Consider the following 26,527-nt stretch of genomic DNA (forward strand, 5'->3'; position numbering starts at 1 on the left):
GGCGCACCACCTCACGCCCAGGACACATGATGGGTCTGCGTTCCACCGCACGTCCGAAGTCGCGCGCATGCGACACCGACCAGGGGCCCGCTGCCACGTCGGTGACCGGTCACCGACCCAGCGGACCGGCCGGCGAGCTGCCTCGGTAACGCCTTTCCGGCGCCGCGCCAAGTAGGGGTGTAGCCGCGAGAGGAGAAAGCATGGCCAAGTCCGGGAGCGCCCTCAGGCGCATCGGTTCGGATACCGCCGCCTTCGAAGAGTTCTATCGGCAGCATGTCGAGCAGGTCAGCCGGTTCATCGCGCGCCGTGTCGGTGATCCGCACACCGCGGCCGACCTGACCGCGGAGGTCTTCCTGGCGGTCATCGACTCCGCGCACACCTACCGGCCCTCGGCGGGCAGCGAGTCGGGCTGGCTGTACGGGATCGCGCGCAACGTGGTGGCCACGGAGCACCGTAGGGCGGCCAGAGAGTACCGGGCCGTGGGACGGATCGCCGGGCGGCGGCTGCTGGACGCCGGTGACATCGCCCGCCTGGAGGAGCGGATCGACGCCGAGAGCGCCGGACGGCGTGTCTACGAGGCGCTCTCCGACGTTCCGGAAGGCATCCGCGCCTTGCTCGAACTGATCGCGGTGGACGGACTGACGGTCACCGAGGCGGCCGCCGCCCTGGGCATCCGGCCCGTCACCGCCCGCGTCCGGCTTCATCGGGCCCGCAAGGCGGTGCGTGCCGCACTGCCCGCCCAGTCCGCCGCCCTCGCCTTCTCGAAGGAGTGATCATGCAGAGGTTCGAAGAACGGCTCCTGACGGAGCTCAAGGCCGTCGTCGCCGAGCGGACCGCACCGGCGCCGGCGGACACCCACCTCCAGTCCGTCCGGTGGCGGCGTTTGGGACTGGTGGCCGCCGCCGCAGCGACCGCAGGGGGACTGGCGATCGGCATCCCGGTGCTGACCGGTGACCGGGCGCCTCAGGCCAACGCGGTCGTCCGGGACTCCGACGGCTCGATCCGGATCTACATCCACGACTACCGCCATCCGGAGATCATCGCCTCCAGGCTGCGTGGGCTGGGCGTGCCCGCGGTCGTCGACTTCGTGCCCAACGACAAGCGCTGCCGGACGCCCCGCGGGTCCATCACCCCCAGCGACGGCTCGATCCTCACGGGGGAGCCTGAGGACGAGGACGGCGAGGGGCGCTTCAACCGCCTCCATCCCGACCGTGTCGGGCCCGGAAAGACGCTGGTGCTTGAGGTCAGTTTCACCAGCTTCGGCAAAGGCGCATCCGTCGGATCGATGTTCGTCGGCACCGCCACAGGCCACGTCGCCCCCTGCGTCCTGGTCCCGGCGCCGCCCAAGGTGACTCAACTGCCGGACGGCAGCGTGGGCGGCTGACCCATCGCACGATGGCGGGTCAGGCCCACACGCGCCCCAGAAGCGAACATCTTGGGCCGACCCGCCACCGCGCGCGCCGCTACTCCCCGCAGGCCCAGCGACCCAACCCGCCGAAGCCGCGAATGCCGGTCTGTGCCGCCGCGCCGGCCAGCGAACACACGCTTCTCCAGCCCATCTCCGGCTGGACAACGGCGGTGGACACGCTCTCGGAGTAGCCGACCAGAATCACGCCCGACCTCGTCCTTCTCTGCATGGAAAAATCATCTCATTCGGGTGCAGCTCTTTCTCAGTGAATGAATTGATCAGACGGCGTCCATGGCGGTAGTCGATCTCCGCATCACGTGGGAGAGCCTCGCGATTCCCAGCAGCACGGCGAGCGCCAGGACCAGTGCCGCCGCCTGCCACGCCGCTATGTTCAAGCCCCTCGATACCGGATTGGTCCAGTCGTTCACGGAAAGAGCTCCCTCAATCGAGTAGGACTGGCCTTGCGGAGCCAGAAGCGCCCGCGCCTGCTCCCACACATCCCAACCAGCGGGCACCAGCAGGACGACACCCGCGGCACCTGGCGCCCATCTGCCCCACCAGCCTTCCGAATGCGCCGCCAGAATATCGAGAAGCACGGCCACCGTTGCGGCTCCGGCCACCGCCAACGCCCTGTCGCGCACCACCGGGCCACTGATGAACAACAGGGTCTTGCGGTCGCCCAGTTCAGCGATCCAGAACGACAGTTCATACATTCCCAGCGCGCCGATCGCCAATATCGCGAAAATCATCGAGGGCAGCCAATGGCGAACATTTCCTGCCTCACGTCCGGCATACCTTGCACCAAGGACGGCGACCGCCGCAGCGAGCACGCCCAGCGGGATCGACGACATCGCCAACAGATCAGTGGCGAACATCATCGCCGGGTAAGGCGTCCCGGTCAGCTCGCCGAGCGGCATCACGAACACCTGCATGGGCCAGTCGTACAGCGGTGCCTGCCACAACAGCATCCACGCCTGGGTGGCGGCGGGAAGCACAGCCGCGATCGCGACACCGGCCCGGCGGCCTCTGGCCAGACCGAGCGCTACAACCGCGCAGCCGGTGAAGAGCAGTGGGGCGGCGACCTGGTCCAGTTCACAGGACCACGCCCAGTCAGCGATCCATGTGTAGGCGGCATAACCGCCCGCCAGGAGAAGCGCCAACGTCGCTGAAAGGGACTGGAGTCCCGTCAGTAAGAGCACGATCCGCGACAGATTCTCCGGGTGGCTAGCCGGACCCTGGCGGCTGATGAGGAGGGACATGGCGGCTGATCGTAGGACACGCCCCCGACAGTTGCATGCGCAGTGCACCGCGGCGCTCGGCTCGCACATCCGATTGAAAATAAAACCGACCTCGTAGCCCAGGCAAGTTGCCCAGGAAGCCATCCCCCGCCGCCTCGTCGATCACCCCGAGCCCCAGCAATCGAGAAATACCGTCCATCAGCTCTCACTGACCAGAACCGGACAGCCGGCAGGCCACCGAAGCACCACAACCTGATCAGCGGCGGGTATCGCCTGCGACAATGGTTTTACCCATCCGAGGCGAGGAGGCCATGCGAGTATCCGCCAACATAGTGACCTCCTGTTTCCCAGGCCGAACCAGCACCCGAGTTGAGGCCGCCATCATCCCGATAGCCTCGCCCGGTGTGCGGCGCCCCGGGGGCGGTACGGCGATCAAACCGCCCACCAGGTAGCTCCCACCGCTGACAGAAACGGTCGAAGCGGCGGGCATGAATGTGTCGTCTGAGAGGAAGACGGCTGCAGCGCTTTCCCCTTCCCTCCCAAGCTCCCTATCCCATGGGGCGCCCCTGGTGCCGGCTCTTCTACAAGGTCACAAAGTCGAGTCACCGATTGCGGGAGACCGGTCCCGGCACCGCGCCTCTACCGTGCGTCGGGCACAGCGAGAACGAGCCCGATCCGCACGGGAGAGCCGACATGGACGAGCTGCCACACGACGCAGGGGCCGGGAGCGATGGTCCGGGCGACGAAGGCGACCGCCCGTGGCAAGAGCCGGCCGCACCGCCGGGGCAGCCCGCGGCGGAGGCATGGTTGGTCACGCGGCGCCGCCTGCTCATCGGGGCGGGCGCCCTCCTCGCGGCCAGCGCCGTTCCCGCGGGGCCCGTGGTCTCCGGCGGTCGCGGGAACGGCGACGCGAAGCAGGCCAGGACGAGCACCCGCCGCGGCTCTACCGCCATCACCACCGCGCCCCTTCGTACGCCCCCACCCGCCGCCATCCCGACACGTCCCACCCTGCGGAAGCTCGGCACCCTGAAGGGGCACCGCGGCGAGATCGACACCCTCCGCTTCAGCCCGGACGGCACGAACCTGGCCTCCCTCGATTCCCGGGACGGCGTCCTGCGAGTGTGGGACGTGGTCGGCCGCAAGGAGCGGGCCACACCCGTCCAGAACCCGGATGCCGTCGTCAAGACCGTGGCCTTCAGTCCCGACGGCCGCACGCTGGCGGCCGGTGGAGAGGAACGGGCCCAGTTCTGGGATGTCGCCACACTGCGCCCGCAGGGCGTGCAGATCGTCAAGCCCGCGGACGACACGCTCCAGGACCTGTCAACGATCGTCTTCAGCCCGGACGGCAAGACCTTCGCCGCCAGCGGATTCGGCGGCGACGAGATCCGCTTCTACGATCGGGTCACCCGCAGGCCGATCGGGCCACCATTGCAGTTAGAGGGCGCCGAGGCCCACACCATGGTCTTCAGCCCGGACGGCCGCACGCTCGCCAGCGTCGATGAGTCCGGTTTCGAGGGCGTGAAGATCTGGGACGTGGCCGCCCGCAAACAGCGGGCCGGCCCGTCGCTCGACGTCTCCGGCGGTGCCCAGCACCTCGTGTTCAGCCCGGACGGTGCCACACTCGCCATCGACAGCGACTCCTACGAGGTCCGCTTCCTCGCGGCCGCCACCGGCAAGGAACAGGGTCGGCCGCTCGGCGGCCACATCGGCTCCGTCACCGGCCTGGCCTACAGTACCGACGGCCGCACCGTCGTGACCTCCGACTACTCAGGCCTACATTTCTGGGACGCGGCCACCCACAAGAAGCTGGCCACCGCCACCACCCCGGGGACCCCGCCCTCCGTGGACCGCTTCGGCAGCGTCACCGTCACCAAACCTGGAACCAGGACCATCCACAGGTTCGCCCTGAGCCCCGACGGGCGCACCGTGGCCACCATCGGCTTCCAGGCCAAGAGCATCGCTCTCTGGCACCTGGAATGAGTACGCCCACAGCCAGCACCCGCCGACGAAGGACCGTCGGGGGGACACTGCATGGACGCTGGCGGGCGTCCACGGCGATCCGGAAAAGGGAATCCCCGGCGGCAGATGACCGGGAAACTCGCGATCGTCGGTCCCGGCTCGACAAGTACCTGCACCCGAGGCCCTCGGAGCGGATCGTGAAGAACGCGCACGGGGCTCCAGCACGCTCGGCCGCACGACACAGGACGAACTGGAGCGCCTCGTCTCGGCCATGACCGCCGCCGGTTGCCGCGACGCTCCCGGCCGTCCGGGCGCCTGCGACCGGAGGTCTTGGTAGCGCGGCTCGACACCGGCGTCCCGCGCATAACGGGAGTATGATCTTGGACAATGCGTGAAGGACGCGCAGGGTGTGCCGGGAAGTCTGGTCGGTGTTGCAGGGGCGCGTGTGCCCGCAGTCACCGCATTCCCGGAGGTCGTCCTTCGATGCCCTCTCGTCGCCCAGCAAGACCCTTCACCGCCCCTGTTCTCGATCCCTGGCGGGATGGTGGATCATCACGATCGGGGCTTCGGTGTTCGTCATCATGGTGTTTCTGAGGCTGTACAAGCTTGAGGACTACCCCGAGGATCTGAGGCCAAAATCGAGAGGCGGAGAAGTTCGTGGAAGTACTACCTAGCGGCTCCCTTCTGCCTCGCCGCGCTTCTGGGGGCCAACCTTCTGGCCGTTTCCGGTCCGCGGTCGGATGCCGCGTCATTACATCGCCCAGAAGCGCGACCCTGACATCGAGATCAAACTCGATCGCGGGGTGACTGCCTGGCTCCTCGGCTTCTATTCGGCGGTATGCGTGGCGTTCACAACCGCGTCCATGGCAGGTAGCCCCTGACTGACCGTCCTCGCGAAGCATGTCGAGAGCCGTGGCGCTCTGAACTGTGGAAACGTCGCACCACACTCGACTGAGCGGGGCTTTCTGGGGCCTGACGTGCGTGGCCTTCGCCGGTGGCCAGTCCAGTCGGCTGCACTCCTATAGCCAGGGCGGGATGCCCGCCCTGGCCAAATGGGACCACCACCCGCGAGACCCACCTATAAGGGGCTCATCGAGGGCAATGTGAACGCGTGAGCGCTGCCGCCGAAGCCATGCCCAACACCGTTACGCGCGGCTCACTGACCGGAATACGGGTCCGTCCAGGTCAGCGCCGGTGATGCGGGCCCGCATGCCTGGCGTGCTCAGCGTCCCTCGGCGATTCCTGGGCGTCGCGGCTGGGGCCTTCCTGGCGTTCCCACACCGGAGCGGCGGTGGAACCCTGGCGAGTGCCTTCCGCGGCGACGCCTTCCGCCCCCGCCCGCTCCGCGGCTGCTCGGCGCGCCTCTCGGACGCCGACCACCAGGAACCGTCCCAGTGCCGTCGCCGCCAGCATGATGATGATGGCGCCGAGGCCCTGGAAGAACGACAGCTGTTCGGCGATCCGGCGTGTCTGGCCACCGAGCGCGGCGCCCGGACTGGCGTCCCACAGCGGGGCGATCGTGGTGCCCACCACGAACCACAGGCCGCCCAGAATGGCCAGCCAGGATCCGATGAAGGCGACGGGGCGGTTGGCGCTGATCAACAGGATCAGTCCACCCACGATCACGGCGACCGCCGGAAGGATGGACAGCACCAACCGATCGGTGTTGTAGTCCCAGGCGTTGCTGGAGCCGAACCCGAAGTCGAAGTAGGGGCCGACGAACGGGATGAGCCCGCCCCACACCCCCAGCGGCACCAGCAGCAACCCACTGAGCATGCCCCGGCTGCGAGGGGCCCTCATCGTCCTTGACATACGGGTGCGCGGAGCACCCTCAGTCCCAGTCACGAGAAACCTCCCTGACCAGGTCGAAGTATCCTATTTCAGGCATGCCTTACCCGGTGCGTCCCCGCCCAACCGGCCAGGTCAGGCAAAGTCTGGGCCGCCCGCGATAATCGTCGGAAGGGACCTGCGAGAACCCGGCCGTCGAGATGGAGCGGGAGACCCTCCAACGCAGAACCGGACTCGTGCCGTCACGTGGAGCATGGACGCCTGTCGTTCGGCCGCCGCCACACGGCATGCGAGAGTACGCGGCCGCCCGATCGCCACGCGGTCCCTGACCTGCCAAGAACTGCGAGGCCGTCTCCGATGTCCTTCAGGCCGGTCACCGGCGTCCCGTGACCACGCTCCCAAACGTCCGCCATCGGCCCCGCCCACGGAGCTCGCGCGATCTTCGTTCCGGGGGGCCGGCGGGAAGGGCCCGTCCGTCGACCGATGAGGACCTCCGCGGCACGGCCGCTCACAACGTCTTACGCGCTAACTGGGCCCGGAGCCGGACGGGCCTCGTGGCGACGCGGTTCACTTCAGGGGCGGGGTACTCACCGGTGGTCGGCGGTGATGGGTCGCCTGCTCGTAGGCGAACCCCAGTCCGAGAAGTTTCGGCTCGCTGAACGGCCGTCCCAGCAGTTCGACTCCCACCGGCATGCCGTCGGGCGTGAACCCAGCCGGGACCGTCAGGGCGGGGAATCCGGTGTTGGCGGCGAGGGCGCAGCTCTTGAGGTTCACCTGGGGCTGCCCGATCAGCGCGGCGGGCTGGGAGACCGCCGGGTAGGCCAGGGCGTCCAAGTCGTATCGCTTCAGCAGCAGGTGGAGCAGCCGTTGCGCCTCTCTGCGCCGTGCCAAACGTTGGTGGTAGGCCTTCTGCGGACCGGTGGAGGTGCCCAGCCGTTCCTTGAGCCGCTTCAGGACCGTGGGCGTGACCTGCCCAGAGGTGACGATGTCGGCCAGGGTGACGATGTCGGTCGGCGGCTCCAGGCGGGCCAGCGAGCGCGGGAACCGCGAGCCCGGCGCCGCCAGGTAGCGGTTGAGGTCGCGCTCCGTCTCGTCGGCGAACACGCTGGAACCGTCCACCGCCGACATCAGCTCGGGCTGGGCGGGCAGCTCGACGATGGTCGCGCCGCGCGCCGCCATGTCCGCGGTGGCCGTCCGGACCAGCGCCGACGTCGCCTGCGCGGGCTTCGTCGTGCCGAAGTAGTCGGTGAACACGCCGATGCGAGCGTGGGTCAGGGCGGTGCCGTTCAGGGCGGTGCCGTTCAGGGCGGCGGTGTAGGTGCGGGGGATCCGTCCGATGGACGCCTTGGTGGACGGGTCGTCCGGGTCATACCCGGCGGTCGCGTCCAGGATCAGGGCGATGTCGCCGACCGACTTGGCGATCGGGCCGCCGACATCTTGCGTGGCGGACAGGGGCGCGATGCCGTCGCGGCTGGACAGCCCCAGGCTCGGCCGTAGACCGACCAGGCTGTTGTGCGCCGCCGGGCTGCGGATGGAACCGCAGGTGTCCGAGCCCAGGCCGGCCGCGCCGAAGCCCGACGCGACACCGGCGCCCGTGCCGCCGCTGGAGCCGCCCGGGTTGCGGGTCTGGTCGTAGGGGTTGCGGGTCTGCCCGCCGAGGGAGCTGATGGTCTCGACACCGGCGGCGAACTCATGGAGGTTGGTCTTGGCGACGATGATCGCGCCTGCCGCGCGCAGCCGCGCGACCTGCTCGGCGTCGGCGGCGGTGCGCCAGTGCCGCAGCGCCAGCGAGCCGCTGGTGGTGGGCAGGTCCTCGGTGTCGTAGTTGTCCTTGATCAGGAGCGGGATGCCGTGCAGCGGACCGCGGACGTGTCCCCGTCGGCGTTCGGCGTCGAGCCGGGCGGCATCGGCGATCGCCATGGGATCCCGGCGGATGACCGCGTTGACACCGGGCTGGTCGGCGTATGCCTCTTCATAGGCGTCGATGCGCGCCTGATAGGCCCTGACGAGTTTCACCGAGGTGACCCGACCGCTCGCGAGCAGTCCGCGTAATCCGGTGGCGTCCATGTTCACCACCCACCTGCCGACGTCGGCCGGTGTCGTCCGGTCGCCGGCGGCAACGCCGCCCGTCGCCGCACCGACCGCGACCATGGGCGGCGTCAGGACGACGATACCGGCTGCCAGGGCCGCCGCCGGGGCGCGCAGATTCCGCCTTCGCCTTGCCACATCGGCCTCCTCGGCGCCGATCGGCGCCTCGACGCACAACACGGACGACCGTTCGACCCTGCCGATCACGACCGGCCGCTGGCGGGGCCGCCTTGATTATCGCCCGGGGCAATCCGCGCGGCTACCCACCAGGGCGCTGTCTGCACAGCCGGTTATTCACCCGCCCCGACGACAACGCCACCCCGAACCGGTCCCGTTATATGTGACACCGAACGCGAGGGCTTCCGCGTCCCGGCGATCGTCCAGTTCTTCTATGTCCGCCGCACCGCCGGTGAACAGGAACTGCGGGCCCGGCTCGCCCTCAGCGGGCAGCGGGTCGGCCGGTAGGCCATGCGCACCCTTCCGGCAGGGCTCGTCCTGGCTGTGGTTGGAATACGTCCTGCCCCACGGCCTGTCCCGGATGCCCGGCAGACGCCCCCGGCTTCACCCCGCACTTCGACCGAGGACCCGTGACCGCGCTCGACGGCGATGGCCGGTAGTGGGAGATCGGTGTCCTCGGTCACGGCGGCGGCCAGGAGTCGCCGAGTAGAACCGCGCCTACTGCAACAGCGCCCCGGTCCCGGCTTTCGCCAGGCCCCGTCCTCGCTTACCGGATCCCACTGATCAGCCGACCCTGACCACCCGACCTCCCCCTAGCGAGGGTGCTCCTACGTCGGCGATGGGGCCTCAGAGGACCCGGACCTGATCGCCGGAGTTGCTGCTGGGACCGCGCGGTGCCGCGTGTCCGAGGTGGCTCCTTGGGTGGGCGGTCCAGGGAGCGGCAAAGCGGCGTGGGCTGTCATGTGTGAGCGGTACGAGGACGGGTGCGCGGCATCAAGGCCGCAGCGGCCACCAGCCATACTGTGCCGCCGAACCGGACGACGGGCAGGAGATAGCTGAAGCCGGACGCCAGCAGGGTGAGCGCGGAGAGCATTCCGACGGCGGCGAGGACGAGCCCCGTCCAGGCAAGGGCACGCGGCAGAAGGCCGGCCAGCAGGCCCGGCACGGAGATCCCGGCGACGAGCAAGGCGAACGTCACCGCGTAGCCGGGGCCGCCGGACACGAACGACAGGTCGGCCAGGGCGCGTGCGAGTGCGGAGTCGGCGTCCGCCGGGAGCCTGCCTCCCGTCCAGGCGGTCATGGCGCTGATGGTCAGCGCGATCGTCGCCAGAACTCCACCGACCAAGGCGATCGCGGAGCCTGGCGCGGTGATGCCCAGCGCGCGCAACCGGCGGTAGAGGACGGCCGATGAGATCGCCAGGGGCACCGCGGCGGAGAAGAGCAGGAAGGTGCCGACCTTGATCGTGGTGCGGTGCGCATCGGCGTACTTCAGGACGTCGAGTCCCGAGGCGTCCGGGTGGGGGGTGGAGCGGCTGGCGACGACGTAGGCGACGGTCAGCGCGGCGAAGGCCAGGACGGGCGCCAGCAGCGGCGGACCCGACTGCGGACGCCGGGCGGCCGCGGCCGGACGTGGGGAGGAAGTGGTGGACATGGTCGATGCTCCTCGATCGTTCCTATACAGCGGATAATGATTACACTGTAGAACGATTGTCAAGCAGGTATGATGTACCCATGAGCACGAATGCTGTGGGTGGCGGGCCCGGCCCCCAGGGAGGGGCGGCCTTCCTGCTGGCTCAGCTCGGGGCGCACGCAGCCGGCCGGTTCGCGGAACGGATCGACGGGCTCGATCTGACTCCCGCGCAGGCGGGCCTCCTGCGCTTGGTTGCCGACACTCCCGGACGGAGCCAGCGCGAACTCGCCGACGCCCTCGGGATGCCGCCGAGCCGATTCGTCCCGTTCGCCGACGAACTGGAGGAACGCGGGTTGATCGAGCGGCGGCGGAACCCCCGGGATCGGCGCCTGTACGCACTGCACCTGACCGACTCAGGCGTCGCACTGCTGGCCGAGCTCCGCGAGGCCGCCGCCGCTCACGAGCAGCAGATCTGCCAGGCGCTGTCCCCGGACGAACGCCGGCAGTTGCGCACGCTGCTTGGGCGCGTCGCCGAGCAGCAGGGGCTCACGCCCGGAATCCATCCGGGCTACCGGTGGATCCGTCCCGACCGGACACACCGCCCCCGCGACCCGCGCCCTCCCGAGACTCCACCGACGCCCGACCCGAACGGAAGTGCGTAGAACGCGCGAGGTGACACCCGTGAGGACAGGCAGCGGCCATGATCGACACCCGCCAAACACTGGTCTCCGACCCGCCTGAAACGTTGACCGAGCGGAGCGAAACAGGTGCCACAGATAACGCAGCACACGGTCACGGTCAATGGCATCGCCATGCATGTGACCGAGGCCGGGGAGGGTTCTGCGGTCGTACCGCTGCACGGCTTCCCGGAGCTTGCCTATTCGTGGCGGCACCAAATGGCAGCCCTGGCCGAAGCCGGGTACCGCGCCATCGCCCCTGATATCCGCGGTCACGGACGAACCGACGCCCCCGTCGGGGTCGAGGCGTACGGAATGCGCACGATGATGGCCGACATCACCGCACTGATGGACGCGCTGGAGGTGTCCGAGGCGGCCATGGTCGGTCACGATCAAGGGGCGCTGCTTGCATGGGCGCTGGCCGAGGCACACCCGGAGCGGGTGAGGGCGATCATCGCGCTCGGAGTGCCCTACCACCCCAAGCCGCCGATGCCGCTGACGCAGATGCTGGCCGAACACAACCCAGGCAGATTCAATGTCGTGAACTACTTCCAGCAGCCACGAGTACCAGAACAAGAGCTGGAAGCCGACGTGCGCGCCACGCTGCTGAGGGTGTTCGCCGCCCAGTCCGGCGATGCCGAGCCGGACCTGGTGCCGAGATGGCTCACCGGCACCCCCGCCGGTGCGGGATTCCTCGACGCGCTGCCGATGCTCCCGCTCGATCAAGGTGCCGGTCCTTCTCGTCGTCGGGGACCACGACCGATATTGCACCGCCGAGGTCTGCACCCCTGCCACGATGCTGGCCCACGAGCGGCCGTACTACTCCGACAAGGCGAACCTCAGGGTCATCGTCGTCCCGCACAGCGGCCACAACGTGCAACTGCACAAGAGCGCGCCCAGGACGAACGCGGAGATCCTTACCTGGATCAAAGGTGCGGTGTCCTAGTACCGCGACAGACATCGTTCATCTGATCAGCGGAGGGCACGTGCGGCGCATCCAGCCGAGCGAGCGAAGCCCGAAGGCGCTCCCGACCCTACGCCGCACCGTTTCTGGATAGCCGAACGCGGCATGTTCGAGGGCCCTCTCCGGTGGCCGGAGAGGGCCCTCGATTACCGAACGTTCAGCCACCGGTCGCCGACCGCGCCGCGTCCCATTCGCCGCACTAGCGGTTCCTTTCCGCGCGTCTCACAACCCAGAAGATGCGGCCCGTGACCCCGAACGCGAGTACTCCGGCAAGGAGGCAGACCGTCGCGATGGTCCAGTCCCCGGCGGATACTCCGGTCCAGATCAGTGTCGCCTCGACGAGCGAGACGATACCGACGGCCGCGATCGGCGCCACGCCCTTGTAGAGCATGGAGCGCGGAGGACGAGGCGTTCTCTCTGGTGGCATTCTTCTCTTCCTTAGGGCAGCGTCAGGGCGTTCTTCCCGAGGTACTGGCTGCTGGCCACCCCGGCGACACATCCGGTGACGGCGACGCCGGCCGCGATCTCCGGTGCGGCTTCGGGGGCCATGGCGCTGATGTACAACTCGGCCGGCGCGGCGGCTTCGGTGAGGGCCTCCGCGCCGCCCCAGCAGGCTGCGGCAGCGCCGGCGATCTTGGTTCCGACGCTCAGGGCCGAGCTGAGGAAGCTCTGTCCGGTGGGGTCGACGTTGTTGGTGGGGTCGTCTCCGGAGTAGGCGTAGCGGTTGGCGTTGCCGGGGTCTCCGATGGCGTTGATGGCGTCCTGCTGGGTGAAGCGGCCTCGGCCGGTGTCGTAGTAGCGTCGGCCGAGTTTGAGCAGCCCGGTGTTGGGCTCCTGGAAGCCGCCGGTGTAGCGGATGAGGTTGATGGCGGCCTGCCAGCCGGTGTCGGCGGTCGTCTCGCCGTAGGGGCCGTAGGTGTAGGCGGCGGCCTGGTTCCCCGACGGGGAGACGATCGAGGTGGTGGAGCCGAGGCCGTCGGTGCCGAAGGCGTAGGGGTTGGACCCGTCGGAGTAGCCGAGCGGGGTGCCGGTGCTGTCGTGGATCATCCACACCGAGGTGCTGCCGTTGGAGTAGGACAGGATCCCCGCGCTCGTCGCGCCCGTGCGTCCGTAGACGAGGGCGGCGCCCTTCGCCGTGACCATCTCGGCTTGGTCGGTGCCCGCGTAGGTGATGGGGATCGTGGTGGTGCCCTTGGTGAGCTGGGTGGTCTGCTCGGCGGCGTTGTAGGTGCCCTTCAGGCCGCCCGAGCCGGTGGTGGCGGTGAGGTTGCCCGCGGCGTCGTAGCTCTCACCGGCGGTGGTGGCCTGGTTGGCGGAGTTGAACGTCAGCGACTGGGACTGGGTGCCGTCGGTGGTGACGGTGGTGCGGTTGCCGCGCTCGTCGTAGTCGTAGGTGTAGTCGTGGCCCGCGGTGTTGGTGGCCTTGGTGAGGCGGTTGCCCTTGTCGTAGGTGTAGTCGCTGATGGTGCCCGACACGTTGTTCTTCGACCATTGCCGCAGCCCGGTGTCGGCGGCCTTCGCGGTGTCGCACGAGGTCCCGGTGCCGCGCTTGGAGTAGCAGTACGACACGTCCGAGACGATTTTGGAGTCGTCACTCGCGCGGGTCGTGACGACGCGGGTGATGCGGCCGGAGTCGTCGTAGCTGTGTTTGGTGTGCATGGACCAAGCGGTGTCGGAGGTCTTGTTGAAGTAGGTGTGGGTGCGGTTGCCGTCGTCGTCGTAGTCGAATTCCCACTTCTTGCCCGAGTAGTCGGTCATGCCGGCCAGTAGATTGCGGACGGAGTGGACGTAGTGCAGCGTCCCCGGCTGGCTGAGCTGGTTGACCAGGTTCCCGGCCGGGTCGTACTGCCAGTCGATCTCCCCGCCGCCGCTGGTGGATTGGCGGGCGGCCATCAGATTGCGCTGGGTGTAGGACCACGTCGTGGTGCCCGTCGCATCGGTGCGGAGTTTGATGTTCCCGGCCTGGTCGTAGGTGAAGGAGACGGTCGGGGTGCCGTCCGAATAGGCCACGCTCAGGACGCGGTCGTTGGCGTCGTAGGTGTAGGTCGTCTTCTTTCCGTTGCCGTCGGTCGCGGTGCCCAGCCGACCGTATCCGTCGTAGGTGAAGGTTTTCTTCTTCAAGGTGTTGCCGGTGGGCGGAGTGACCGAGGTGAGCTGGTGGTCGCCGTCATAGCCGTAAACGGAGTCGTTGGAGCCGTTGCCCGGGTCGGTGGAGTTCTTGACGGTGCCGTCGGAGTTGTAGGTGACCTTGGCTTCGGCGGCGAGCGCGTTCTTGGCCGAGTTCAGGTTTCCGGGCCCGTCGTAGGTGAACGCGGTGGAGTTGCCCTGGGTGTCGGATCCGGCCGAGGGCTGGTAGGCGGCCGTCGGGTTCTGGCTGGTGGGCGCGTTGCCGTAGGTCAGCGACGCCGACGCTCCCGTCGGGGAGGCGGACCTGGTCTGCGATTCGCCGTTGTTGGCGCCGAAGGTGTTGCTGGTCAACCCCTGGTTACCGTTCTGGAAGGAGGCGATGTCGCTGAACGGGGTGTAGCTCCTGGAACGGGTCTTGCCGGCCGGGTCGACGGCCTTGGTGACCCGGTCGTTGTCGTTGAGGGTGTAGGTGGTGTGCGGGACGTCCGCGACGGGCTTGGACTGGTCGGTGTTGGGGTCGGCCACCTGCGACTGGGTGTCGGAGGCGTACGCCAGCCTGGTCACCTGGTCGGCGGACTGCCCGACCCGGGTCACCGACAGCACCCGGTGATCGCCGTCGTAGGCCAGCCGGGTCACCGCGCCCTTGCCGTTGGTGATGGAGTTCAGGTTGCCCGAGCCGTCGTAGCCGAACTTGGCGACCTCGCCCGCCGGCTCCTGGATCTGGGTCAGCCGCCCCGATCCGTCGTAGCTGTAGACCGCGATGCGCTCGCCGCCGCCGGTCTCGTCCTGGGTGTAGGAGGTGATGCGGACGCCGTTGTAGATCCCGACCTTGATGACCCGGCCGGACGCGGCGCCCTCGGGCTTGTAGGTGATCGTCGAGATGTTGCCAGAGGTGTAGCCGAAGTCGGTGGTGTTGCCGTTGCGGTCTTCGAGCTTGGTGGGCAGCCCCGAGGCGTTGAAGTACGACCGGGCGCCCGAGCCGTGGTCGGTGTACCTCCACCCGCCGCCGGACTGGGAGACCAGATCGCCCTTGAACTCCTTGGGCGTGGAATAGCCCGTCCCCGAGACGGTGAACACGCCCGACGTGCCGTCCGGGCCGGTCATGGTGACCGAGTCGTCGCCGTTCTTGTACAGCCGCACGTCCTGCCCGAGCCGGGTGCGCCAGCCGGGTGAGATGACGCCGGTGCCCACGCCGGCGGCGTGCAGCAGGCTGTTGTAGGCCGCGCCGACCGTGACGTTGCCGCCGATCCCCGGCAGCGACATGTCGGTGGTGCGCACCATCGCGTTGCCCGACCCGACATTGACCTTCAACTGCAGGTAGTCGGCCAGATCGAACGACAGGAACGTGCCGTTGCGCACCGGACCGATCCCCACCGGCACGGACGCCGCCGCGGCGGGTTTCGCCGTCGGCCGCCCTGCGTCGCCCGCCCCGGACGGCGCACGTGCGGGGATCTTCGTCCTGGCCGGGTCCCCGACCGTGCCCGGGCTGACCAGCCGGACTCCCGCCCGCTTCGACGGTCCCAGCTTCGGGGCACCGGCGTGGGGCGAGCCGAGTTCGGGATACAGATGCTGGAACCGGTACGGCTGGGCCGCGGCGGGCGTCTGCGCCTGAGCGGCGGCGGGTACTCCCAGGCCGGCAAGGGCCAGCGCCGAAACGGCGACACATCTTAAAACACGCTGGGACATGAAGACTTGATCCTTTCCTGTTGGTAAGCGGACGAGCAGTCGGCCCCTCACCTGACCCAGCACACTTTTCGCGAGCATGGGCATGGCGAGGAGAGTCAATGGCGGCACGCTGCGCCAGCGAAGAAGGCGGCAGGGCCACCGGGAGAAAAAGGTTCCCGTTTGAAGGTCGAGGGGCGGGAGTAACGGGCGCGGCGGCACGTCGGCATGCAGCCTTAGAAGCAGGGCGCGTCCCTCACCCGTCCGCACCAGGGAACATGCCCACAAGTCACCCCACCGTAGGGAAGAGGCGACACGAAGTGGTCAGAGCACAAAACACGCGCCCCGCCCGTTTCATCTGGACAGGTCCCAGAAGTGCGGAGTCAATAAGAAAACACGGGTCGCGAAGGCCGGACGGAGAGGGACCAGGAGGAGAAGGCCGTTATATCAGGGGGAGCGAAAAAGCTTGGCAAGATGGGGAGGAACCGCAAAAGCAATAGTCCAGCATCGAACTGGATCAGTAAAGCCTCCTTCTCCGTTACGGTCCATGACTAAAAGTGACCGCACTTCCGGCCATACATGGAAAAGCCCACCTCAGCCGCCTGTTTCGGCCTCGCGTCCAACCAGATACAGCCCCGCATCGGTCGCCGCGGCCGTGATCGCGGGCGGGTTTCATCCTTCAGATCCCGGCGCTGATTCGTGTAGGCCCGAATAGGGGATCGACCGGGCGGTGGGCCGCTGGGGAGTCCCCGCGCGGCCCACCGGAACCTCCGCGGTCAGGACGCGGTGTTCTCGAACCTCCAGTCGCCGGAGCCGATCTCGAAGAGGGCTCGGCCGTCCCGGACGCCGAGTCGGCGGGCGTCGGAGGGGGCGCTCGGCCTGGAGTTCCCACCGAGGAGCGGGAACTCCACGCGGGCCTTCGCGCCGGGCGGGACGGTCACGTCCAGCCGCAGCCTCCGGCCGGTGCGCCGCCATGAGCACGCCGCCCGGCCGCGGGGCGTCTCGTAGGTCGCGGCGGCGCGGGTGACGTCGCCGACGACGGCCGGCCGGACGAGCAGCGTCTCGAACCCGATCGAGTCGTCGGTCTGCCCGAGGCCCGCGAGCCCGGCGTGGAACCACTCGTCGATCGCGCCGAGCATGAAGTGGTTCTGCGAGAGGCCGGAGGTGGGCCCGTCCCAGTTCTCGGTCAGCGACGTCGCGCCGTGGACGACCTGGTACCCGTAGCTGGGGTTGCCGGTCTGCGTGGCGAACGCGTGGACGACGTCGTCGCGTCCCGCCGCGGACAGCACGTGGAACACCGACGGCAGCGCGATCTCGCCGACGGTGAGGTGGTAGCCCCTCGCCTTGATCGAGTCGACGAGGTGGGCGAGGACGGCGTCCCGTCTCGCGGCCGGGACGACCCCCATGTCCAGCGCGAACGCGTCGCACGCCTGGCTGCCCGACCCGTAGGTGTCGCCGGTGGCGTATCTGGCGTTGAACGCGTCGCCGATGTCCTTGGCGAGTGCGTCGTACTTCGCGGCGTCCGCTTCCCGGCCGACGACCTTCGCGATACGGGCGAGCGCGGAGACGGCCCGGTGGTAGCCGAAGGTCGCGGTGACGCCGTTCGGGGTGCTGGTGTCGAACGCGATCCAGTCGCCGAGGCCGTGGTCGAGCAGGTGCCCGCTCGCCTTGCGGGACAGGTAGTCGACGTAGCGGACCATGTTCGGGTAATAGGCGTGCAGCGTCGCGGTGTCGCCGTAGGCGCGGTACATCTGCCAGGGCGCGAACACGATGACGTTGCCCCAGTTGGGGTCGTCCCGGAACCCGCCACCGAAGACGGTGAACTCGGGCGCGATGTCGGGGACGAGCCCGTCCTCGGTCTGGGCCTCGGCGATGTTGCGGACGAGGTCGCCGTAGTAGGCGGCCACGTCGTAGTTGCGCGCGACGGCGGGGAAGACGAGGTTGGCCTGCTCCAGCCAGCCGAGCTTCTCCCGGTGCGGGCAGTCGGTCAGGACGGAGTACATGTTGCTCTGCACGGCCCGGTCGATGATCTTGTGGATGTCGTTGAGCAGGCCGTGCGAGCTGGTGAACGTGCCCGCCGTCTCGTTCGCGGCGCGCAGCACGATCCCGGTGACCGTGCCGTCGTCCGGCGCGGACGGCAGCCCTTCGAGCTGCAGGTAGCGGAAGCCGTGGTAGACGAACCGCGGATGCCACGTCTCGGTGCCGCGCCCGGACAGGGTGTAGGTGTCCCAGATCGGCGAGCCGGTCGTGTGCTGGCTGACGGTGCCGTCCGCGGCGAGCAGCTCGCCGGGGCGCATCGTCACCGTCGTCCCGGCGGGACCGCGGACGCGCAGCTTCGGCCACCCGGCGAAGTTCACGCCGAGGTCGACGACGTACACGCCGTCCTTCGGCCGCGTGATCTTCCGGGTGCGCAGCACGGCGACCGGCTCGATCGGCGGGGACGTGCGGGCGGCGAGGCTCGCGGTGGGGGACGCGACCTCGACCGCGTCGGTCCAGTCGCCGTCCCCGGGCACGCGGCGGGCGTCGTGGTCCTCGCCGCCGTACCAGTTGGCGAAGGTCGTGGCGCCGAGCGCGGCGCGCCAGGACGCGTCCGACGCCACGGTCTCGCGGGTGCCGTCGGTGTAGGTGATGTCGAGCTGGGCCAGGAAGGCGGGCTTGCCGTCCGAGCGGGTCAGCTTCTCGTAGCGGCCGGGGGTGGGCGGGACGTGCGCCATCCCCGGGCCCAGCTCGACCCGCACGGTGTTGCCGCCCCGGTGCAGCAGCTCGGTGACGTCGTAGGCGGAGTAGACGAGCCGCTTCTTGTACGTGCTGTACGGCGGCTCCAGGACGGCGTCGCTGACGGGGCGCCCGTTCACGGTGACGTCCAGGACGCCGAGCGCGGTCGTGTAGAGGCGGGCCGTCCGCACCCGCTTCCCCAGCCTGAAGCCGCGCTCGAAGACGGGCAGCGCCTCCGGCAGGCGGTGCAGCGGCGGCGGCGCCTCCTGCCCCCTGACCGTGGCGGCCGTGTCGAAGGCCGTGCCGTCGTTGGACGTCTCGACCGTGAAGTCCTCGGGGAAGTTGGGCGTCCTCTCGTCGTCGGTCAGGGCGTCGGTGCGCGGATACAGCACCACGCGGTCGAACCGCCGCTCCTCCCCCAGGTCGATCCTGAGCCAGACCGGGCTGGCGAGCGCCTGGTCCCGGCGCTCCATGCTCGTGTAGCCGAACGGGGCGTCGTCGCTGGTCAGCGAGCCGTCGGTGACGGCCTTCGGCTCCCACTGCCCGCCGACCGTGTAGCTCTCGGACGCGGCCACCGCCGCCCTCAGCGCCACGTTCGCGCCGGACGCGCCGTCCCGGACCTCCACCTCGGCGAGTTGCAGCCGCGACACCTTGTAGGGCCAGCCCTCCTTGATCGGCAGGCCGAGCCGGGTCACGTTCAGCCGGACGTACCGCGCCGTCCTGGCGGGGAACGCGACCGTCGCGGACTTCGGCCGCGGCTCCCCCGCCCACGCGGGGTGGCCGATCCAGCGGGCCGTCCAGTCCGCGGCGGCGAGCAGGCCCATCTCGAAGTGGGACGGCTCGCTCCACGCGGACGCGCGGCCCTGCCCGTCCCACACCCTGACCTGCCAGGACGCCCGCTCACGCGACCGCAGCGCCCGCCCGGCGTAGACGGCGGACACGGCGCCGCCCGCGACCTTGCCGGAGTCCCACAGGTCGGGGCGGGCGAGCCGGTCGTCCGCGCTCGCCACCCGCACCTGGTAGGCCGCCTGCACCGCGTCGCGCGGCCCGGCGGCGAACCGCCAGCCCAGCGTCGGCCGCGCCGCGTCGATGCCGAGCGGCGACCGCCGGTGGTCGACCCGCAGGTCGGCGGGACGCAGCGTCCGCGCCGCCGCGCGGCCGGGAGCGGCGGCCGCGGGCGCGGCGATCGCGCCGCCCGCGGTGACCGCCGCGGCGGCGGTCCCGCCCGCCTGGACGAACCTTCTCCTGGACAACTCGCTCATGAACGTGCTCCTCAGCGCTGGTTGGAACGAAGGTCGAGAGGTGGGAGCGGGTCGTCGTCCGTCAGGGGTTCACGTGGACGAGTCCGCGACACGCTCGGCGGACCTTCTCAGCCGCGGCAGCAGGCCGGGGAACTGCGGCCAGTACGCGCCGAGGCCCCCCGCCACCAGGCCGACCTTCACCGGCGGCCGGGTCGTGTCGTCCGGCATGTCCTCTCCTCGTGGTCGTTCGTCGGGATGGGGCCCCTGGGCCGCCCCTTCGGTCGAGCCGGCCCTTCGGGGAAGGCCGGCGGCCCGGACGGGACGGTGCGGCCGCGGCGCTGTGGGCGCCGCGGCCGCGCGGTCCGGGCCGCCGGCCGGGCTCCGCGCGGCGACCGGTCTGCGGCGGGCGGGGTCAGCGCAGGAACGCGGCGGCGACGCCCGCGTCCACGGGGACGTGCAGGCCGGTCGTGTGGGTCAGGTCCCCGCCGGTGAGGGCGGCGACCGCGGCGGCGACGTGCTCGGGCAGCACCTCGCGTTTCAGCAGCGTCCGCTGGGCGTAGAACTCGCCGAGCCGCTCCTCCTCCACCCCGTACACGGCGGCGCGCTCGGCGCCCCAACCGCCCGCGAAGATCCCGGAGCCGCGGACGACGCCGTCGGGGTTGACGCCGTTGACACGGATCCCGTGCTCGCCCAGCTCGGCGGCCAGCAGCCGGACCTGGTGCGCCTGGTCGGCCTTGGCCGCGCCGTAGGCGATGTTGTTCGGCCCGGCGAACACCCCGTTCTTCGACGCGATGTAGACGACGTCGCCGCCCATCGCCTGCTCGACCATGACGCGGGCGGCCTCGCGGGAGACGAGGAACGAGCCGCGCGCCATGACGTCGTGCTGGAGGTCCCAGTCCCGCGCGCTGGTCTCCAGCAGCGGCCGGGAGATCGACAGTCCGGCGTTGTTGACGACGAGGTCGACGCCGCCGAACGCGAGGACAGCGGCCCGGACGGCGGCGGCGACCTCGTCCTCGGACGTCACGTCGGCGGCGGCGGGCACGGCCGCGTCGGTGGGCCGCAGGGCGGACCCGCCGATCTCCGCCGCGACCTTCTCCGCCGCCGCGGCGTCCCGGTCGGCGACGACGACGCAGGCGCCCTCGGCGGCCAGGCGGCGGGCGGTGGCCGCGCCGATCCCGGACCCGCCGCCGGTGACCAGCGCGATCCGCGCCGCCAGCGGCCTCGGCTCCGGCCTGCGGCGGAGCTTGGCCTCCTCCAGCTCCCAGTACTCGATGCGGAACTTCTCCGCCTCCGGGATCGGCGCGTACGACGACAGCGCCTCCGCGCCGCGCATCACGTTGATCGCGTTGACGTAGAACTCGCCCGCGACGCGCGCGGTCTGCTTGTCCGCGCCGAAGGAGAACATGCCGACGCCGGGGACGAGCACGATCGCCGGGTCCGCGCCCCGCATCGGCGGCGAGTCGGCGGTGGCGTGCCGCGCGTAGTAGGCGGCGTAGTCCTTGCGGTAGGCGGCGTGCAGTTCGCGGAGGCGCGCCTTGGCGTCGTCGAGCGGGGCGTCCGGCGGCAGGTCGAGCACCATCGGCGCGACCTTGGTGCGCAGGAAGTGGTCCGGGCAGGAGGTGCCGAGCGCGGCGAGCCGCGGGTGCTCGGCGCGGGCGACGAAGTCGAGCACGGTATCGGAGTCGGTGAAGTGCCCGACCTGCCGCCGGTCGGTGGACACCAGCCCGCGCAGCAGCGGGAACAGCGCCGCCGCCCTCGCCCGCCGCTCCCGCGCCGGGAGCGCCGGGTGGACCACCTCGCCGAACGGGTCGTCCCTGCCGTGCTCGGCGATGTACGCCTCGGCGGTGCGGATGATGTCGAGCGAGTTCGCCTCGCACTCCCCGCTCGTGGCACCCCACGCGGTGACGCCGTGGCCGCCGAGGATGACGCCGATCGCCTCCGGGTTCGCCTCCTTGATCGCGGCGATGTCCAGGCCGAGCTGGAACCCGGGGCGCCGCCACGGCGCCCACGCCACCCGGCCGCCGAAGATCCGCCGGGTCAGCTCCGCCCCGTCCGCCGCCGTCGCGATCGCGATGCCGGAGTCGGGGTGCAGGTGGTCGACGTGCGCGGCGTCCACGAGGCCGTGCATGGCGGTGTCGATGGACGGCGCCGCCCCGCCCCTCCCGTGCAGGCAGTAGTCGAACGCGGCGACCATCTCGTCCTCGCGCTCGACGCCCGGGTAGACGTTCGCGAGCGCGCGCAGGCGGTCGAGCCGCAGGACGGCGAGCCCCTCCTCGGCCAGCGTGCCCAGGTCGCCGCCGGAGCCCTTCACCCACATCAGCTCGACCGGCGACGCGGTCACCGGATCCTCCACCACCGCCTTGGCGGACGCGTTCCCACCGGCGTAGTTGGTGTTGCGCGGGTCGGACCCGAGCGCGTGCGCACGCTCGATCAGCTGCCCGACCTCGGGCGGACTGCCCGTCATCGGCCTCTCCTCACCTGGAATCGATGGATGCCCGGACCCGCCTCGAAGCGGCCGGGGCCGAGCCGCCGCGCGCCGTCCAGCGCGACGGCGCCGGCGGGCAGGCGCACCTCGGCCACGGCGCCGACCGGCACCTCGGCGCGGAACGCCAGCCGCCCGTTCTCCCGCCGCCAGCCCACGGCGGCGCGGCCGCGGACGGTGTCGATCGACGCCTCCGCGCGGGCCAGCCCGGCGGGCAGACAGGGGCGCATCAGGATCCGCCGGAACCCGGGCGCGGCCGGCTCGATCCCCGCCAGGTACCGGTAGAACCACTCCTCGACCGTGCCGAGGAAGCCGTGGCCGCGCGAGCGCGAGCCGAGGTGCCACATCTCCCACAGCGATGTCGCGCCGTTGGCGAACCAGAACCCCCAGCTCGGCTCGGTGGTCTGCGTCGCCACCCGGTAGGCGAGGTCGGCGTGGCCGTGGTCGCACAGCACCGGCAGCAGGTACTTGGTGCCGAGCACGCCGGTGTCGAGGTGGCCGTCGCGCGTCTCGGCCACGTCCCGCACCAGGTTCGCCACCACCGCGGCGACGTGCTCGGCCGGCACGAGCCCGAACGCCAGCGCCAGCACGTTCGGCGTCTGCCGGTACTCGTCGTCGGCCCGGTACAGGCCGCGCCCGGAGTCCAGGTACGCGGCGTTGAACGCGCGGGACAGCTCGGCGGCCTTGCCGCGCAGGCGCCGCGCGTCGGCGTCCTTGCCCAGTTCGGCGGCGATCTCCGCGAGCTGGACGTGGGTCCGGTGCACGTACGCGGTGCCCATCAGCGCGTTCACGGCGGCGTTCTGCGCGGACGGCGCGGTGTAGTCGCCCCACTCGTCGGTGCTGAGGCCCCTGCCGTCCAGCCGGCCCGCCTCGTAGGCGGCGTACCGGTCGAGCGAGTCGTAGTACTCGGCCAGCACCCAGGGCGCGTCGTAGTACCGGTGCAGGTTCCACACGGTCGCGACGTACTGGTTCGCCCAGGACGGCGACGGCCGGCGGAACCCCGGCCGCGGCTGCGGCGCCCACGAGGCGATGTCGCCGTCCTCGCCCTGCGTGTCGCGGATGTCGGCGAGCCACTTCGTGTAGAAGCGGCGCATGTCGTAGTTGGCGAAGGCGGAGTCCTCCATGAGGCCCGCGTCGCCCGTCCACGGCAGCTTCTCCTCCATCGAGCCGTCGGTCGGCACCGAGACGTGGTTGTTGAGGAGGGTGGAGCGCGCGGCCTCGTGGATCCGGTTCAGCAGGTCGTTCGCGCAGCTGAAGCGGCCCGTGCCGGCGACGGCGGTGTGCAGGCGCAGGGCGCGCAGCGCGTCGCGTCCCGGGGTGCCCGGGTAGCCGCGCACCTCGACGAACTGGAAGCCCTTGTAGCTGAACGACGGCTGCCAGACCTCCGTGCCCTTGCCGCTCAGCACGTAGGTGTCGGTCTGGTCGCGTCCGCCGGGGTGGACGGTGCCGTCCGCGTCGAGCCGTTCGCCGTGCCGCAGCCGCACCTCGGTGCCCGCCGGGCCGCGGACCTTCAGCCGGACGACGCCCGCGATGTTGGCGCCGAAGTCGTACACGTGCACGCCCGGCGCCGGATTGGTGATCCTCACCGGGCGGAGCGAGTCGGTGATCTTGATGGGCTCGATCGCCTGGGCCCGCACCTCGACGCCGGCGGTCCGGATCGGCTTCGCGGGCGTCCAGGCCGCGTCGTCGAAGCCCGGGGAGGACCAGCCGGGGACGGCCAGCCGGGCGTCGTAGTGCTCGGTGTCCGGGGTGACCGCGCCCGAGTACGACGGGCCGGGCGTGGTCTTCCAGGTGCCGTCGCCGACGATCGCCGCACCGTCCGCGACCAGCCGGAACAGGAGGCGCTGGCGGCCGTCCCAGCCCGTGCCCGGCTCCGGCGCCGGATCGCCGGGCCCCATCTTCCCGGTGCCCATCCCGGCGAACCAGCCGCGCCCGAGCGCGACCCCGACCGCGTTGCGCCCCTTGGCCAGGTGGTGCGTCACGTCGTGGACGACGTAGCCGACGCGGCGCGCGTAGTCGGTCCACGCCGGGTCGAGCACGTGGTCGCCGACGCGCTCGCCGTTGATGAACAGCTCGTGGTAGCCGAGCCCGCAGATGTACGCGCGGGCCCGCGACGGGCGCGCCCGCAGCGTGAACTCCTTGCGCAGCAGCGGGTTGTACGGCCGGGGGAAGGCGACCGCGCCGGTGATCCGCAGCTCGCCGTCCGCGACCGCGCCCGCGCTCCACCGGTAGGGCGCGCCGCCGGTGAGGTCGTCGTCGAGCGGCGGGCCGCCGCCGGTGACGGTGATCCGCCGCAGCACGCCCGCCTCGCGCCCGTCGGTGCGCAGCCCGACGGTGCCGGACGCGAACGTGCCGTCGGACAGGGTGTCCACGAGCGCGCCGTCCACGTACGTGCGGATGGTGGCGCCGCGCGCGTCGATCGCGACCTTCAGCGGGGTGCCGATCACCTGGCCGACGGGGATCGGCACGCTCTTCAGGACCGTCCAGGCGCCGTTCACCAGCTTGTGCGGCCGCAGCAGCGACCCCTCCGAGAGCTGCCACATGTAGCCGTTGGACCCGCCGTCAGCGCGGAAGAACAGGCCGAACGCCAGCTCGGTGACGGTGAGGTCGGCCTCCAGGCGGAAGTCGTCCCAGACCGGGACGGTGGAACCCGGCCAGATCCAGCCGGTCCCCCAGTCGCCGACGCCCGTCTCCCACCAGCCGGGGTCGCCCCATCCCGACGTGCGGCCCGCCGCGTCCCAGGCGCGCACCTTCCACTCGTACCGGCGGCCCGGCTCCAGTTCCGGACCGCCGTACACGATGTTGCGCGTCTCGGCGGAGGCGACCCGGCCGCTGTCCCAGACGACGTCCCGCCCGGAGGAGACCACGACCTGGTAGGCGGTCTGGGCGTCACCCTGGCGCGGCGAGACCAGTCGCCAGCCGAGCCGGGGGGCGGGCTCGTCCATGCCGAGCGGGTTCGGGGCGTCCTGGACGTCGAGCGCGGTCACCCGCATCCCGCCGCCGGACCCCGCCCGCGCCGTGGCGGGGACGCCGAGCGCGACGCCGGTCGCGGCCGTGGCCCCGAGGAAGCCTCTTCGAGAGATCATCACGCGCCCCATCCCGCCGCCTGGCCGGCCGTCCGCTCGGCGCGGACCTTCTCGAAGTAGCCGGACGCCCTGTACGCCGCGACCGGGTCCGGGTGCAGGCCCATCTCCTCGCGCAGCTCCGCCAGCAGCGGGCGGACGTCGGTGTTGTAGGCGTCCATGAACACCGCGTTCGCGTCGAGGACGTCGCCGGCCTCCTGCGCGGCGCGGAGCGCGTCGCCGTCCACGAGCAGCGCCTTCGCCGTCGCCTCCTGGACGTTCATCACCGAGCGGATCTGGCCCTGGATCTTCGGCTCGATGTTGTGGCACTGGTCGAGCATGAACGCGACCCCCGTGTCCGGGTCGTAGCCGCCGCCCCGCACCACCTCGTACATGATCCGGAAGAGCTGGAACGGGTCGGCCGCGCCCACCATCAGGTCGTCGTCGGCGTAGAAGCGGGAGTTGAAGTCGAACCCGCCGAGCCTCCCCTCGCGCAGCAGGAACGCGACGATGAACTCGATGTTCGTGCCCGGAGCGTGGTGCCCGGTGTCGACGACGACCTGCGCCTTCGGGCCGAGCTTCACGCAGTGCGCGTAGGACGCCCCCCAGTCCGGCAGGTCGGTCATGTAGAACGCGGGCTCGAACAGCTTGTACTCCAGCAGGAACCGCTGGCCGTCGCCGAGCCGCTCGTAGACGGCGGCGAGCGCCTCGGCCATCCGGTCCTGGCGGGTCCGGACGTCGTCCTGGCCCGGGTAGTTCGTGCCGTCGGAGAACCACAGCTTCAGGTCGCGGGAACCGGTGGCGTCCATGATGTCGACGGCGTCCAGGAGGTGGCCGAGCGCCTTGCGGCGGACGGCCGGATCCGGGTTGGTGACGCTGCCGAGCCTGTAGTCGTCGTCCTGGAAGACGTTGGTGTTGACCGCGCCTATCCGCACCCCCCTCTCCTCGGCGTGCGCGGCGAGCGCCGCGTAGTCATCGACCCTGTCCCAGGGAATGTGGACGGCGACGGTCGGCGCGACGCCGGTGAACCGGTGCACCTGCGCGGCGTCGTCGATCTTCTCCCACGGGGTGCGCGGGACGCCCTCCTGCGCGAAGACCTTGAACCTGGTCCCCGAGTTCCCGTACGCCCACGAGGGGGTCTCGATCTGCTGGCGGCGCAGGGCGCCCTTCACCGCGCTGGTGTCAACCACGGGCACTTGACCTCTCAATCCAGGTGGAAGACCTCAGGGAGCGGCCGCATCCCCCGATCGGGACGGCCGTCGAGGTCCTCGAAGAACGGCGCCATCTCCGCCTGCCGGCGGGCGTTGACCTTCGTGCGGCCATCGCCGCCCGGGCGGCCTCGAAGTCGTCGGTCTTCAGGTAGCCGACGAGGAGGCCGTCCTCGCGTAGGAAGAGGGAGTGGTCGTGCCAGCCGGAGTCGCGCAGGGCGTCCCGCATGCCGGGCCAGACCGCCTGGTGACGCCGCTCGTACTCCTCCAGGCGGTCCTGCCTGACCTTCAGCAGGAAGCAGACGCGCTTCCCGTTCACT

Annotated in this window: 18 protein-coding genes; 6 read left to right on the forward strand and 12 right to left on the reverse strand. The window is 70.6% G+C overall.

Annotated elements, in window-relative coordinates:
- Window positions 1–200: 200 nt before the first annotated feature.
- Together GNZ18_RS34025 and GNZ18_RS34030 are read left to right on the forward strand one after the other, a co-directional pair.
- Entirely contained in the window at window positions 201–773 is a 573-nt protein-coding gene (locus GNZ18_RS34025) for an RNA polymerase sigma factor (protein WP_156220756.1), read from the forward strand.
- Window positions 774–775: 2 nt separating this feature from the next.
- A complete protein-coding gene (locus tag GNZ18_RS34030; RefSeq protein ID WP_156220757.1) occupies window positions 776–1,384 on the forward strand; it encodes a hypothetical protein in 609 nt (202 codons plus the stop codon).
- A 302-nt stretch (window positions 1,385–1,686) separates the two neighbouring features.
- Here GNZ18_RS34030 and GNZ18_RS34035 read toward each other — a convergent pair whose 3' ends face one another.
- Complete coding sequence (locus GNZ18_RS34035) at window positions 1,687–2,667, reverse strand: hypothetical protein (protein WP_156220758.1); 981 nt, start codon at window positions 2,665–2,667, stop codon at window positions 1,687–1,689.
- A gap of 786 nt (window positions 2,668–3,453) precedes the next feature.
- On the opposite strand from GNZ18_RS34035, the gene GNZ18_RS34040 reads away from it, so the two are divergent.
- Complete coding sequence (locus GNZ18_RS34040; protein WP_173390969.1) at window positions 3,454–4,626, forward strand: WD40 repeat domain-containing protein; 1,173 nt, start codon at window positions 3,454–3,456, stop codon at window positions 4,624–4,626.
- A 1,164-nt stretch (window positions 4,627–5,790) separates the two neighbouring features.
- On the opposite strand, the gene GNZ18_RS34045 is transcribed toward GNZ18_RS34040, so the two are convergent.
- The 3 genes from GNZ18_RS34045 to GNZ18_RS34055 form a co-directional block, all read right to left on the reverse strand.
- Window positions 5,791–6,369: a hypothetical protein gene (locus tag GNZ18_RS34045; RefSeq protein ID WP_156220760.1), complete on the reverse strand. Its 579-nt coding sequence runs from the start codon at window positions 6,367–6,369 to the stop codon at window positions 5,791–5,793.
- A gap of 591 nt (window positions 6,370–6,960) precedes the next feature.
- Window positions 6,961–8,619, reverse strand: a complete 1,659-nt coding sequence (locus GNZ18_RS34050) for an amidase (protein ID WP_216651532.1) — start codon at window positions 8,617–8,619, stop codon at window positions 6,961–6,963.
- A 778-nt stretch (window positions 8,620–9,397) separates the two neighbouring features.
- A complete protein-coding gene (locus GNZ18_RS34055; protein ID WP_156220761.1) occupies window positions 9,398–10,090 on the reverse strand; it encodes a DUF4386 domain-containing protein in 693 nt (230 codons plus the stop codon).
- Window positions 10,091–10,170: 80 nt separating this feature from the next.
- Here GNZ18_RS34055 and GNZ18_RS34060 point away from each other — a divergent pair, with 80 nt between their 5' ends.
- Window positions 10,171–10,731 carry a MarR family winged helix-turn-helix transcriptional regulator gene (locus GNZ18_RS34060; protein ID WP_156220762.1) on the forward strand — a complete coding sequence of 187 codons (561 nt, stop codon included), beginning with the start codon at window positions 10,171–10,173 and terminating at the stop codon, window positions 10,729–10,731.
- 105 nt (window positions 10,732–10,836) lie between these two features.
- Window positions 10,837–11,718 carry an alpha/beta fold hydrolase gene (locus GNZ18_RS34065; RefSeq protein WP_156220763.1) on the forward strand — a complete coding sequence of 294 codons (882 nt, stop codon included), beginning with the start codon at window positions 10,837–10,839 and terminating at the stop codon, window positions 11,716–11,718.
- 191 nt (window positions 11,719–11,909) lie between these two features.
- Here GNZ18_RS34065 and GNZ18_RS34070 read toward each other — a convergent pair whose 3' ends face one another.
- Together GNZ18_RS34070 and GNZ18_RS34075 are read right to left on the reverse strand one after the other, a co-directional pair.
- Window positions 11,910–12,101 carry a hypothetical protein gene (locus GNZ18_RS34070; RefSeq protein ID WP_156220764.1) on the reverse strand — a complete coding sequence of 64 codons (192 nt, stop codon included), beginning with the start codon at window positions 12,099–12,101 and terminating at the stop codon, window positions 11,910–11,912.
- 47 nt (window positions 12,102–12,148) lie between these two features.
- Entirely contained in the window at window positions 12,149–15,196 is a 3,048-nt protein-coding gene (locus GNZ18_RS34075; RefSeq protein ID WP_173390970.1) for an RHS repeat-associated core domain-containing protein, read from the reverse strand.
- Between GNZ18_RS34075 and GNZ18_RS40995 the strand changes: the two genes are divergently transcribed.
- Window positions 15,189–15,449 carry a hypothetical protein gene (locus GNZ18_RS40995; RefSeq protein ID WP_173390971.1) on the forward strand — a complete coding sequence of 87 codons (261 nt, stop codon included), beginning with the start codon at window positions 15,189–15,191 and terminating at the stop codon, window positions 15,447–15,449. The two genes, GNZ18_RS34075 and GNZ18_RS40995, sit on opposite strands and share 8 nt — an antisense overlap.
- 826 nt (window positions 15,450–16,275) lie before the next feature.
- Here the strand turns inward: GNZ18_RS40995 and GNZ18_RS34080 are convergent.
- The 6 genes from GNZ18_RS34080 to GNZ18_RS34105 form a co-directional block, all read right to left on the reverse strand.
- On the reverse strand, window positions 16,276–19,476 hold the full coding sequence (locus GNZ18_RS34080) for a family 78 glycoside hydrolase catalytic domain (RefSeq protein WP_156220766.1): 3,201 nt from the start codon (window positions 19,474–19,476) through the stop codon (window positions 16,276–16,278).
- A gap of 69 nt (window positions 19,477–19,545) precedes the next feature.
- Window positions 19,546–19,683 carry a hypothetical protein gene (locus GNZ18_RS34085; RefSeq protein WP_156220767.1) on the reverse strand — a complete coding sequence of 46 codons (138 nt, stop codon included), beginning with the start codon at window positions 19,681–19,683 and terminating at the stop codon, window positions 19,546–19,548.
- Window positions 19,684–19,867: 184 nt separating this feature from the next.
- Window positions 19,868–21,919 (reverse strand): bifunctional aldolase/short-chain dehydrogenase, encoded by a 2,052-nt coding sequence (locus GNZ18_RS34090; protein WP_156220768.1) that lies wholly within the window; start codon window positions 21,917–21,919, stop codon window positions 19,868–19,870.
- A complete protein-coding gene (locus GNZ18_RS34095; protein ID WP_173390972.1) occupies window positions 21,916–25,023 on the reverse strand; it encodes an alpha-L-rhamnosidase in 3,108 nt (1,035 codons plus the stop codon). Before GNZ18_RS34095 ends, GNZ18_RS34090 begins: the two co-directional genes overlap by 4 nt.
- Window positions 25,023–26,189: an L-rhamnose isomerase gene (rhaI, locus tag GNZ18_RS34100; protein ID WP_214620468.1), complete on the reverse strand. Its 1,167-nt coding sequence runs from the start codon at window positions 26,187–26,189 to the stop codon at window positions 25,023–25,025. The genes GNZ18_RS34095 and rhaI overlap by 1 nt, the downstream gene beginning before the upstream one ends.
- Window positions 26,182–26,526 carry an L-rhamnose mutarotase gene (locus GNZ18_RS34105; protein WP_376766293.1) on the reverse strand — a complete coding sequence of 115 codons (345 nt, stop codon included), beginning with the start codon at window positions 26,524–26,526 and terminating at the stop codon, window positions 26,182–26,184. The genes rhaI and GNZ18_RS34105 overlap by 8 nt, the downstream gene beginning before the upstream one ends.
- Between the last annotated feature and the right edge of the window lies 1 nt (window position 26,527).

The sequence above is a fragment of the Actinomadura litoris genome (assembly GCF_009733595.1).
Taxonomy (GTDB): domain Bacteria; phylum Actinomycetota; class Actinomycetes; order Streptosporangiales; family Streptosporangiaceae; genus Spirillospora; species Spirillospora litoris.

What these genes read in the sequence shown, in the direction of transcription:
- GNZ18_RS34060 (WP_156220762.1), top strand. Translation starts at nt 10,171, where the DNA reads ATGAGCACGAATGCTGTGGGTGGCGGGCCCGGCCCCCAGGGAGGGGCG.
- GNZ18_RS34035 (WP_156220758.1), bottom strand. Translation starts at nt 2,667, where the DNA reads ATGTCCCTCCTCATCAGCCGCCAGGGTCCGGCTAGCCACCCGGAGAAT.
- GNZ18_RS34090 (WP_156220768.1), bottom strand. Translation starts at nt 21,919, where the DNA reads ATGACGGGCAGTCCGCCCGAGGTCGGGCAGCTGATCGAGCGTGCGCAC.
- GNZ18_RS34055 (WP_156220761.1), bottom strand. Translation starts at nt 10,090, where the DNA reads ATGTCCACCACTTCCTCCCCACGTCCGGCCGCGGCCGCCCGGCGTCCG.
- GNZ18_RS34095 (WP_173390972.1), bottom strand. Translation starts at nt 25,023, where the DNA reads ATGATCTCTCGAAGAGGCTTCCTCGGGGCCACGGCCGCGACCGGCGTC.
- GNZ18_RS34025 (WP_156220756.1), top strand. Translation starts at nt 201, where the DNA reads ATGGCCAAGTCCGGGAGCGCCCTCAGGCGCATCGGTTCGGATACCGCC.
- GNZ18_RS34070 (WP_156220764.1), bottom strand. Translation starts at nt 12,101, where the DNA reads ATGCTCTACAAGGGCGTGGCGCCGATCGCGGCCGTCGGTATCGTCTCG.
- GNZ18_RS34030 (WP_156220757.1), top strand. Translation starts at nt 776, where the DNA reads ATGCAGAGGTTCGAAGAACGGCTCCTGACGGAGCTCAAGGCCGTCGTC.
- GNZ18_RS34085 (WP_156220767.1), bottom strand. Translation starts at nt 19,683, where the DNA reads ATGCCGGACGACACGACCCGGCCGCCGGTGAAGGTCGGCCTGGTGGCG.
- GNZ18_RS34080 (WP_156220766.1), bottom strand. Translation starts at nt 19,476, where the DNA reads ATGAGCGAGTTGTCCAGGAGAAGGTTCGTCCAGGCGGGCGGGACCGCC.